Here is a 10,294-nt window from a genome sequence, read left to right as displayed (position 1 = left end):
CGCCGCTACTTGCTTCGATTGCGCCACCCTCTACTCTTTTCTCCGGCCTCAGCGAACCCAACGTGGGAAAGGCGACTCGTCAGCGTATTGTACTTTTTCTCATGGATTGGGTCTATCGATGTATGAGGCGAGGGGAGATCAGGCCGCGCGCTTGCCTCGCCACTTTGTGGCGGGCGGGGAGAAGGGTTGGATGGCGTGGCGTCTGTGGGGAAATGGTTCCTGACACCTTTTCTTCCGTACAAAATTGCTGTTCCAATGATTGGGCTAGGAATCGGGAAGCAACTTTCCTGGCTAAAGCAGCGCTCGCCAGCTAGGAACTAATTTGCAATTTCCGAACAAATAATCTCTTCCGCCTGGGGCGCTGGAGGGCTAAGCCTGGTTGTGCCCTGCTCTTCCTGGAAAGTAGCCTGTCCCCTTTTCTTCTCCGTTGATCGAGTTTTAGGGCGTTCCTAGAGCAAGACTTGTGAGTTCAGGAGAATGAAGCAACTCGTATCCAAGTTGCCGCAACGAAACCAGATGGGCACCTTGTATTGGTGCTTCAGTTCGTTGCCCTTGTGTCTGGTAGACAAATGACCCGACTGCGCCATCTCGCGCAAGTGCTTGGTACTCCTTGGTAAGCTTCGCATCCACGTGCGCCCCACCGTCTTTATTTGCCGCTGCAAGCACGATGTCTTTCCTTGTTATCCTTTGGTGGTCCAGCACCATGCCGACCATGTTCCACCAGTCAAATACTGGGATGGATCGATAAAGTTTTGGTGGGCCATTCCCAAGCTGTGGGAAATACTCCGATCGCCCCCCCTCCTATTCGCATCATTCCAAGTCCTATGTACATGATCACGTTGGGAGGCGCTCCCGGTTTCGTTGATAGTAGATGAATGCTTGTTGCCTTAAGATGCTTCAGCAGCGAAGTTGATGCAGTAGTATCGTGAACAAGGACTCGAATGATTGTCGCAATGCGGATAGCCTCGTCCTTGTTACCCTCATCGTAGCTTTCGCACGAGCGCTCCAAAAATCCCAACTGCCTTCGAAGGTGACTATGGGTGACTATGATAGTTGACGGCGGTCGTCATGGCCATGCCACTTTCAAAAATAAGGAGGTTGGGCTGAATAAATTGCGATACATTCTAAATTAATTAGCGGAGGCATTTTACTTTCTTGGAGTGGGTGGGTCTATGACTCGGTGGGAGAGCCTGGCTATCTGAGCGTCCATAGGGCCTTGTGTTTCTGCTGTGGCCGAGGTCGCGCGTCCTGCTCCTGGCAGGTGGCCGCGATGTTCGCCGTTCCATTCAATGTTCACTTCGAATGGAACAAGTTTCGTGGCCAAGCGAGAGCGAGGTTAACAGCAGCCAACAAGGCCCTGGCTTGAGCGAAGGTAGCCAGGCCCTCCCTAGCCCCGCTTGCATATCCTTCTCCACCCCCCTTACAATAATCTCACTTTGGGCTAACCCATCGTCTTTCTTATTAGTTTTCTGAGTTTAAGAGAAGGGTCAGGCCGGAATGAAAATCGAGTATTCGAAGGGTGAGCGGGCTTCTAAAGAGCTCATCCTGTTGAATCGCCAGAGTTTCGAAGCCACCAGCGGCCGGAAGATGAAGGTCTTATTGATCTTCCCGCCCGACTGGTTCCCCAGCGAGCCGTACCTCTCCCTTCCCTCTCTCACCTCCGTCCTCCGCCAGGCCGGCCACCAGGTCGTCCAAAAAGACATCAATCTGGAGATGTGGGACTGGTACTTCAGCGAAGACTTTTTGAAGAAAGTTCTGCGCCGGGTGCCACAGCAGCTCGACCGGCTGCGGAAGGCCTCCAGGAATCGGGAACTGAGCGACGCCGAGATGGAATTGCAGATGGCGCTCTGCGATGTGTCCCGCCAGAAGATCGATGAGCTCATCAAAAAAGCGGAGAAGGCGAAGGCGATCGTCCGCGGAGAAACATTTTACGATATCGACAAGTTAGAGTGGGCGATTCAAGTCTTCCGTGAAGTTACTTCCGTCATCTCGATGGTCTATGCTCCGGCGCGGATCTGCATGCCGCCGATGGAGACCGATCTCTCCTACAAGGTCTATGTCTCCTCCGAAATCATCGACGCGGTGAACGACGAGCAGGTGAACATCTACCGCGACGTGTTCAATCAATTAGTCAAGCCGGTGATCGAGGCCGAGAAACCCGACGTCATCGGGATTTCGATCGTGCTCCAACAGCAGATGTTCTCCACCATGACGTTCTGTTCCCTGATCAAGGAGCAGTTCCCCCACATCCACATCACGATCGGCGGCAATACGGTGACGCGCCTGCGCGACGTGCTGCCCCGTTCGCCGCTGTTCCAGTACTTCGACAGCGCCGTGGTCTATGAAGGTGAAACAGCCTTCGTTCAATTGGTTTCGGCGGTGGGGGCGAAGCGGAGCCTAGCTGAGGTGCCCAACACCATCTATAAGGACGAGACCGGTGTGCATGAATCGACGACGAGCTATGCGGAAGACATGCACCAGCTCCCGCCGCCGGATTTCGACGGATTGCCGTTGGAAAAGTATTTCGTGCCGGTCAAAACGCTGCCCTATCTCGCGACGCGCGGTTGCTACTGGGGCCGATGCGAGTTCTGCGACCATGGCGAGGGTTATACGGCCGGTTACCGGTCGAAGAAAATTCAGGACGTGCTGGCGGAGATCAAGCACCTGCGCGACAAGTACGGATGCCAGCATTTTCACTTCACCGACGAATCTTATCCGCCGGCCCTGTTCAGAAAACTCGCGCGCGGCCTGGTCGAAAGCAACATGGGCATCTACTGGACGACGCACATGCGGTTTGAGAAGAGTCTGTTGGAAGATGCCGTCTGGCAGGATGCGAAGGAGTCTGGCTGCCGCTATCTGCACTTCGGTTATGAGTCCGGCGTCGAGCGGGTGCTGCAACTGATGGACAAGGCGACGACGACCGCCATCATGACCGAGCATCTCAAACGCACGGCGGAGGCGGGTATCTGGAACCACTGCATGGGCTTCTTCGGTTTCCCGGGCGAGACGAAGGAGGAGGCCTGGCAATCGGTGCAATTTCTAGAGGCGAACAAGGACTATGTGCATTCGCTGGGGTTCGGCACCTTCGATCTGGGCCGGCACAACCCAGTGGCGAAGCATCCGGAGAAGTGGGGCGTCACGGCCTACAAGAACCCGGACTGGGACCTGGCGCTGGACTACTACTACACCGTGAAGAACGGGATGAGCATCGAAGAGGCCGAACGGGTGTTCCAGGAATTCGAACGGAACCACAATCCCGGTTGGGATCTACGGCTGTATATTCGCGAGTACATATTCCTCTATATTTGTAAGTTCGGGCTTCAGAAGTTACCGGATTTGCAGTATCAGGCCATGAAGACGGCGGGTGTCACGCCCACACTCGCGGGAAAGATGTAAGCAGGATGTTGAAAAAGGCTTCTAGCGGCGTTTCGCGGCCTTGTTGGGAAAAGTCGCGTCTCGGCGCGATGGGGTGGGCGGGTGAGACTGGCGACCTTTTTGAACATCCTGAAAGAGGACGTGTAAACACACGACTATGAGTAGCAGCGGACTCGTACAAATCGACGGCCTGTCTCCGATCAAGAAAGAGGATCGGAAGAAGAGCAAAGTGATGCTGCTGTTCCCGCCTGAGTGGGTGCCGACGGCGCCTTATCTGGCGCTGCCGTCGCTGAGCGCCGTGTTGCGCGAGGCGGGGCATACGGTTGTCCAGCGCGACATCAACATCGAGATGTACGACCATTTCTTCTCGATGGATTTCCTGATCTGGCTCAAGGGCCGGCAGCAGATGCAGCTCAAGGCGCTTGAAGATCTGGAACGGCGCGGGGCACTGACGGAAAAGGACGCGGGCCACAAGGCTCTGCTTGAGCAGATGGCCGAAGTTGACGTGTTCGATCTGGCGGCACGGGCTGAAGAAGCCAAGCAGGTCGTGCGCGGCGAGCGCTTCTACGATGCCGACAAATTGGAATGGGCGCTGAATACGTTCCGCGAAGTAATGCAGTACATCTCCGCCGCCTACTTCCCGGCCTCGCTCGTCTTCTATCCGATGGAGAGCAACCTGGGCTACCGTCCGGGCGTTTCGAAAGAGGTCTTCGCCTGCCTCGACGACGAGCAGGTGAACGTGTACCGCGACATCTGCAACCAGCTGGTGCTGCCTGCGGTCGCCAAGGAAAAGCCGGACGTGGTGGGTGTCTCGATCGGCACTCAGATGCAGCTTCTGGCGGGACTCACGTTTTGCAAGATGATCAAGGAGACCTTCCCGAACGTCCATGTTGTGGTCGGCGGGAACGTCATCACGCGCTTGCAGGAAGAATTACCGAAGCACGAACGGTTCTTCACCGAGGTGTTTGATTCCGCGATCCTCTATGAAGGGGAGCACGCGCTGCTCTGGCTGATTGAGGCATTGAACGGCCAGCGCGATCTCTCGTCGGTGCCGAACTTGATGTGGCGGACGGCCGAATGCGTGAAACAGAACAACGAAGTCTACACGGAGAAGACGGCTGCGCTGCCGCTTCCGGACTTCGACGGGTTCCCGCTCGATTCGTACTTCGTGCCGGAACGTATCATTCCCTACCTCGCGACGCGCGGCTGTTACTGGGGCCGCTGCACCTTCTGCGATCATGGCCAAGGCTATTTCGACCAATACCGCGGTATGACGGCGCAGCACGTGATCGAGCAGGTGAAGGCGCTCAAGGAGAAGTATCACTGCACGCACTTCCTGTTCAGCGACGAATCCTATCCCCCGGCGCTGTTCAAGAAGATTTCGCAGATGCTGGTGGATCAAAACGTCGGCATCAAGTGGACGACGCTGATCCGCTTCGAAGAGACCTTGCAGGATCAGGCCATCTGGGATCTGGCGGCGAAGGCCGGTTGCTGCACGCTCTACTACGGCATGGAATCGGCGAACGAGCGTGTGCTGAATCTCATGGACAAGCACGCGAAGAAGAGCGTGATCCAGAACAATCTGCACCAGGCGGCGAAGGCCGGCATCTGGAACCACGTGATGGCATTCTACGGTTTCCCCGGCGAGACGAGAGACGAGGCGCTCGAGACGCGCCAGTTCGTGATCGACAACCAGCCGGTGATCCATTCGGTGGAGTTGTTCTACTTCGTGGCCTACCGGCACACGCCGATGGTCCGCAATCCGGAGAAGTTCGGCATCACGATCCACAAGCAGGAAGAATACGATTTGCCGCTGGACTATTACTACACGCTGAACGAGCCGGTCGGGATTTCCTGTCTCGATGCGATGCAGCTCTGCGAAGAGTTCTACAAAAACGATTTTCAACCCTGGGCGGTGCGGGTGAACGCGCGCGAGCACGTCTTTCTCTACATCTCCAGGTTCGGCACGAACAAGCTGCCGCAGATTTATGCGAAGCAGACGGCGGCGGTCGGCACAGGTGAAGGCGTGTCAGGCTTAGTGACGTGGCCGGTGGCAATGAGTGAAAACGACGAAGGGATGTCGAGGGTCACCAGTCATGAAGTGGGTAACGGTTGATGAAAACGGCATATACCTTCGTTCCCGGTCACATGTCTCCCTAAGACGTACGTGAAACTGTGTGCCTCAGTCGCCATGCTTCCTGCGGCCTTGTTCTATGACGTTGTGATCGGCCGTAGGGATTAGGAATTTAGTTTTCTGAGACGTCCGGGACTAATACAGCCGATAGGAGCGCATAGGCGGCGTTGACGAGTTTGGTCATCTCTTCGGCCTTCTTGTAGGACTGCATGTAGGCCTGGGGATTGTTGGTGAGATTGGCATAACGAGACGGGTTCCAGTTATAAAGCTGCACGCGCTTGGCCCGCTCAAGATCCTCGGAGGTGACGGGCAGTTTGAGATCGAGAATCTCCAGCGCACGGAGGATTTCCTTCGGAATCGCCTCGTCGTTCATGGACGCAGTCTGACAAAGCGATCATCTTCTGTCAAACAATGGCCACGCCCATACCCATTCTTCAGCCGACGCCGATCTTCACAAAGAAAGACTACCGCGAGGTCTTGCGCCTTGAAATGGATGCGGGAAAGATCCCGCTCAGCCTCGGGCGCGATTGTCCGGTGAAGTGCGAGTTCTGCTACGAGCTCGATCATTCCTACCGCGAAACGCTCGATCCGCCGAAGACGACCGACGAAGACTGGAAATATATCCTCGACTACATCAGCAAGAAGCCGACCGATCCGAAGCAGTTCTGGTGTCTCGGCGGCAACGAGTACATGGAATGGACCGATCTTTTCCTCCATCCCAAAGCGATGGAGTGGGTGGAAGACTTTCTCGCCTACACGGACAAGAGCATTCAGTTCTTCACAGTCGGCTACGTGCACGTGCCGAAGATCCATCAGTTGGCGGCGAAGTACCCGGGACGGATTAACTTCGAACTGTCCGTCATCACGCTCAGCGACTACCGGAAGCGGCTCATGCCCCATGCGCCCTCGATCAATCATCTGATGAAGGTGCTCGACGGGCCGGCCGTGTCGTCGGCGAACTTCTATTCGTTCGATGCCCATACGATGTCGAAGGATGCGGTGACGATTTCCGGGATCAACAAGAACTGTGTCCTCTGGATGGGAACGTTGACGCCGGTCCGCGGTTTGAAAGAGGAAACGGCGAATCTGATGCGGCAGGGGAGAAAGTATCTGGCGGATGAGGCTTCGCGCATCTACGATGCCGGCCTGCCCAATCTGCAGACGGTCCATACTGAGGCGTACATCACGGCGTTCTTGAGCCGGCGCCGCATCGTGAGCCTGTTCGATTCGCTTGAGTTGGAGAAGAAGGATACGATCGCCACAGCCTGGAGCGTCTACAAGATTCTGAACATGTACCGGAAGAATCGGGCGAAGTTCCTCTATGTGCCGAATGCGATGTTGAGCGGCGATTCGGATTGTACGGTGCTGCTCACGTTCGACGACATTGCGAGGCGATTGACGAATCAAAAGGTGGTGCACATTCCCAAGTGCATCATGCAGTCCGGACGCGGACCCTATACCGACATCACCGGTGTGGCGCTGGAGCAGTTCATGGAAAAGACCGGCGTCAAAGTGAGGGTGTTGCACAAAATCGATACGAAATTTGCCAATGCGCAGCTCTACCGGAATGGCTCGCTGCAGAATTATGTTGAGAACTATGTGCGGAATCCGATGACGCAAAGTTATGAGGCGCTTTCTCGCCCCGCTTAGAAAGGCCGCATGACTGAGGGCCGATCGCTCAAGTTCTATCAAGCCGACGTCTTCACGAGCCAGCCTTTCGGCGGCAACCCCGTCGCCGTGTTTCCCGACGCACAAGGTCTGACCGACGATCAATTGCAACAGATCGCGCGGGAGATGAATCTGTCGGAAACCGTATTCGTGTTCCCGCCCACCGATCCTGCCGCTGTCGTGCGTCTGCGGATCTTTACGCCGACGCAGGAAATTCCGTTTGCGGGGCATCCGGTCGTCGGCACGTTCTACGTGCTGGCACGACTGGGGGTGATTCCGATTCCGGAGCTGGTGACCCGCGTGGTGCAGGAGTGCAACATCGGATTGTTTCCGGTCGAATTGCACGGGCAAGACGGGCAGGTTTCGCGTGTGGTGATGACGCAGCCGGAGCCGCAGTTCCTCGAACGGGTTGAGGGGACGGCGGATCTCTACAAGGTGGCCAGCTCCTTGGGGCTTCCGAAATACGTGATCGCGGACACGAAGTGGCCCATCGAGGTGGTATCGACGGGTTTGCCGGTTTTGATGGTCCCGGTGCGGACGCTGACGGCGGTTCGTTCGATCAATCCCGATCCGTCCGCCATCGTGGATCTCTGTGGCCGGTTCGGGGCGAACGGCATGATGGTCTTCACAACTGTAACGGTGGAACCATCCGCGACGATTCATGCCAGGATGTTCGCTCCGGCGATCGGGATTCTGGAAGACCCTGCGACGGGCAGCGCGAGCGGCGCTCTTGGCGCATATCTCGTCCAGAACGGCGTCGTCGATGTCGGACCCATGACGGAATTGGTGATCGAGCAGGGGTATGAGGTGGGGCGGCCATCGAACATTATCGTGCAGATCGAATCGGATGACGATGCGATTCAAACGGTGAAAGTCGGAGGGCAGTGCGTGATGGTGGTGGAAGGGACGTTGTCGTTTTGAAGCGGATCGGGCGGCTTGGTCGTCCCCCTGCTCGCGGAACGCGCGCCCTCGGAAGGGCCTCGTTCGACGCGCGCAATCGAGGACCAACCAAGCCGCCCTTCTTGCTCAAAACGAGGAATGAGAGGAAAGGGGAGAAATTGAGAGTAGGAAAGAGGAGAAGGTGATGAAAGCGGTGTTGTTTAGAGAACATGGCGGGCCGGAGAAACTGTCCTATGAAGATCTGGCGGTACCAACGATCGGTCCGGAAGAGGTTCTGGTCCGGGTCAGAGCCTGCGCGCTGAATCATCTCGATATCTGGATCAGACAGGGCAATCCGGCCTATCCCATACCTTTGCCGCATGTGTCCGGATCAGATATCGCCGGGGTGGTGGAGCAGGTCGGCGACCGTGTGAAAGGCGTGACGACCGGCCAGCGGGTGTTCGTCTCGCCGGGGCTCAGTTGCTGGGAATGTGATGACTGTCTGGCCGGTCGCGACAATTTCTGCCGCTCGTTTGGAATCGTCGGCGCCATGACGCACGGCGGCTATGCCGAATATGTCAAGGTGCCGTTTCGCAACGTGCTGCCGATTCCGGAGAACATCACATTCGAACAAGCGGCCGCGTTTCCGCTGGTGTCGGTTACGGCCTCGCACATGCTGTTCGCCCTGGCCGGACTGCAGCATGGGGAAACGGTCCTGATCATGGGGGGCGGCAGCGGAGTCGGGAGCATGGCCGTGCAATTGGCGAAACTTGCCGGGGCCCGCGTCATGACGAGCGTGGGATCGGACGACAAGATTCCCAAAGCCGTAGTGCTCGGCGCCGATGCCGTGATCAACCATTCTCGTGAGAACGTTGCGGAGCGTGTGAAGCTCCTGACGGAGGGCCGTGGTGTAGATGTGGTGGTCGAACATATCGGCCCGGACGTGTGGGACTCCTGTATGCAATCGCTTGTGAAGGGCGGCCGGCTTATCACATGCGGTGCCACGACCGGGGGCGACGTGAAGCTGAATTTGCGCTACCTGTTTTCCCGACAGCTGACGATCAAGGGCTCGTACATGGGAACGCGCGCGGAACTGGTCAAAGCGGCGGAACTCATGGGGCAGAAGCGGTTAATTCCGGTGATCGACTGCACCTATCCACTCAAAGATGCGCGAGCGGCGCAAGAACAGATGCTCAGTCGACGGTTTTTCGGTAAAATAGTGCTGACGCCGGGATGATGCGCCGGCGCCAATTTTTCAGTAGAGCTCAACCAGTAGGAAAGGAGTTATCATGGCCACTGTGTCTCAGATCATGACCAAACGTGTGAAGTCCGTGGGGCCGAAAAGCTCGATCGTCAGCGCGGCCAAAGCGATGCGGACTGCACGGGTCGGGTCGGTTTTTGTCAAAAAAGGAAAGCAACTCGTCGGGGTGGTCACCGATACTGACATCGTCCGCCGGGCTGTCGCGAGCGGGAAGCCGTTGGGGAAGCTGACGGTCGAGAAGATCATGACCACGCCGATCTGTTCGATCGAGGGCAGCCAGTCGGTGGATGATGCCCAGGATATGATGGGGGATCTCGGGCTGCGGCATCTCGCGGTGACCAAAAACGGGTCGATCGTCGGGGTCGTTTCCGTGCGGGATCTGTTAATGCATTATAAACGGTATGCACAATCGGCGATTTCGACGGAGGTCACGTATTCGGAACCGAAGATCGCGCAGGACTGAAATTGGTAAGGGGTAAGGGTGAGGAGTAAGGGGTAAGGAGTGAAGGGCAATTAGGCTGGACGAAGGGATTCCGAAAACCCCTTACCGTTCACCCCTCACGGTTACTTTGAAAGTTCTTTCACGAGGTGTCCGAGTTCCGGGAGGATGAGCTTCTCCATCGCCAGCCGAACGGCGTTTTCTGAGCCGGGGGTCGAGAAGAGCACGCGGCCTTTGATGATGCCGGCGGTGGCGCGGCTCATGATGGCCGGAGAGCCGATGTCCTGATAGGTCAGGTACCGAAACACTTCTCCGAATCCATCAAGCCGTTTTTCCAGCATCGCATCGACCGCTTCGAAGGTCGAGTCCCGCCGCGAGATCCCGGTCCCGCCGTTGATGATGATGGCCTGTACGGCGTCGTCGATGGTCCCCTGAGCGATCCGTGCCTTAATCTCTGCCGGTTCATCTCTGACCAGATGGTAGGCGGCGATTTTGTGGCCCTGTTCCTTGAGCAATTTCTGGATCAGCTGGCCGCTGG

10 protein-coding genes are annotated in these 10,294 nt (G+C 56.9%); 7 read left to right on the top strand and 3 right to left on the bottom strand.

The window, feature by feature from the left end; genetic code table 11:
• A partial coding sequence (locus tag ACWVCN_RS01510; RefSeq protein WP_455243740.1) for a hypothetical protein occupies positions 1-223 on the top strand: 223 nt, incomplete at its 5' end.
• Positions 224-438: 215 nt separating this feature from the next.
• Here ACWVCN_RS01510 and ACWVCN_RS01505 read toward each other — a convergent pair.
• The gene (locus ACWVCN_RS01505) at positions 439-705 is read right to left on the bottom strand and encodes a hypothetical protein (RefSeq protein ID WP_455243739.1); all 267 of its coding nucleotides are present in this window, start codon (positions 703-705) and stop codon (positions 439-441) included.
• A 792-nt stretch (positions 706-1,497) separates the two neighbouring features.
• Between ACWVCN_RS01505 and ACWVCN_RS01500 the strand changes: the two genes are divergently transcribed.
• Both ACWVCN_RS01500 and ACWVCN_RS01495 read left to right on the top strand, forming a co-directional pair.
• Positions 1,498-3,396 (top strand): B12-binding domain-containing radical SAM protein, encoded by a 1,899-nt coding sequence (locus tag ACWVCN_RS01500; RefSeq protein ID WP_455243738.1) that lies wholly within the window; start codon positions 1,498-1,500, stop codon positions 3,394-3,396.
• A gap of 211 nt (positions 3,397-3,607) precedes the next feature.
• Positions 3,608-5,491, top strand: coding sequence for a B12-binding domain-containing radical SAM protein (locus ACWVCN_RS01495; protein WP_455243741.1), 1,884 nt, complete (start codon positions 3,608-3,610; stop codon positions 5,489-5,491).
• A 130-nt stretch (positions 5,492-5,621) separates the two neighbouring features.
• Here the strand turns inward: ACWVCN_RS01495 and ACWVCN_RS01490 are convergent, their stop codons facing one another.
• Positions 5,622-5,882, bottom strand: coding sequence for a hypothetical protein (locus tag ACWVCN_RS01490; RefSeq protein ID WP_455243737.1), 261 nt, complete (start codon positions 5,880-5,882; stop codon positions 5,622-5,624).
• A gap of 38 nt (positions 5,883-5,920) precedes the next feature.
• On the opposite strand from ACWVCN_RS01490, the gene ACWVCN_RS01485 reads away from it, so the two are divergent.
• The 4 genes from ACWVCN_RS01485 (at position 5,921) to ACWVCN_RS01470 (ending at position 9,780) form a co-directional block, all read left to right on the top strand.
• The gene (locus ACWVCN_RS01485; RefSeq protein ID WP_455243736.1) at positions 5,921-7,159 is read left to right on the top strand and encodes a hypothetical protein; all 1,239 of its coding nucleotides are present in this window, start codon (positions 5,921-5,923) and stop codon (positions 7,157-7,159) included.
• 9 nt (positions 7,160-7,168) lie between these two features.
• A complete protein-coding gene (locus tag ACWVCN_RS01480) occupies positions 7,169-8,098 on the top strand; it encodes a PhzF family phenazine biosynthesis protein (RefSeq protein ID WP_455243735.1) in 930 nt (309 codons plus the stop codon).
• 163 nt (positions 8,099-8,261) lie between these two features.
• Positions 8,262-9,293, top strand: coding sequence for a zinc-binding dehydrogenase (locus ACWVCN_RS01475; RefSeq protein WP_455243734.1), 1,032 nt, complete (start codon positions 8,262-8,264; stop codon positions 9,291-9,293).
• Between the two features lie 52 nt (positions 9,294-9,345).
• The gene (locus ACWVCN_RS01470) at positions 9,346-9,780 is read left to right on the top strand and encodes a CBS domain-containing protein (protein ID WP_455243733.1); all 435 of its coding nucleotides are present in this window, start codon (positions 9,346-9,348) and stop codon (positions 9,778-9,780) included.
• 101 nt (positions 9,781-9,881) lie between these two features.
• Here ACWVCN_RS01470 and ACWVCN_RS01465 read toward each other — a convergent pair.
• Positions 9,882-10,294 (bottom strand): MogA/MoaB family molybdenum cofactor biosynthesis protein (locus ACWVCN_RS01465; protein WP_455243732.1); only part of this gene is annotated, 413 nt, incomplete at its 5' end.

The sequence above is a fragment of the Petrachloros mirabilis genome (assembly GCF_975968855.1).
This window is presented reverse-complemented; position numbering and strand designations above follow the sequence as displayed.

Bases quoted from the DNA above. Each gene is read 5' to 3' on its own strand.
- ACWVCN_RS01500 (WP_455243738.1), top strand. From the start codon at position 1,498: ATGAAAATCGAGTATTCGAAGGGTGAGCGGGCTTCTAAAGAGCTCATC.
- ACWVCN_RS01495 (WP_455243741.1), top strand. From the start codon at position 3,608: ATGCTGCTGTTCCCGCCTGAGTGGGTGCCGACGGCGCCTTATCTGGCG.
- ACWVCN_RS01480 (WP_455243735.1), top strand. From the start codon at position 7,169: ATGACTGAGGGCCGATCGCTCAAGTTCTATCAAGCCGACGTCTTCACG.
- ACWVCN_RS01490 (WP_455243737.1), bottom strand. From the start codon at position 5,882: ATGAACGACGAGGCGATTCCGAAGGAAATCCTCCGTGCGCTGGAGATT.
- ACWVCN_RS01470 (WP_455243733.1), top strand. From the start codon at position 9,346: ATGGCCACTGTGTCTCAGATCATGACCAAACGTGTGAAGTCCGTGGGG.
- ACWVCN_RS01485 (WP_455243736.1), top strand. From the start codon at position 5,921: ATGGCCACGCCCATACCCATTCTTCAGCCGACGCCGATCTTCACAAAG.
- ACWVCN_RS01475 (WP_455243734.1), top strand. From the start codon at position 8,262: ATGAAAGCGGTGTTGTTTAGAGAACATGGCGGGCCGGAGAAACTGTCC.
- ACWVCN_RS01505 (WP_455243739.1), bottom strand. From the start codon at position 705: ATGGTGCTGGACCACCAAAGGATAACAAGGAAAGACATCGTGCTTGCA.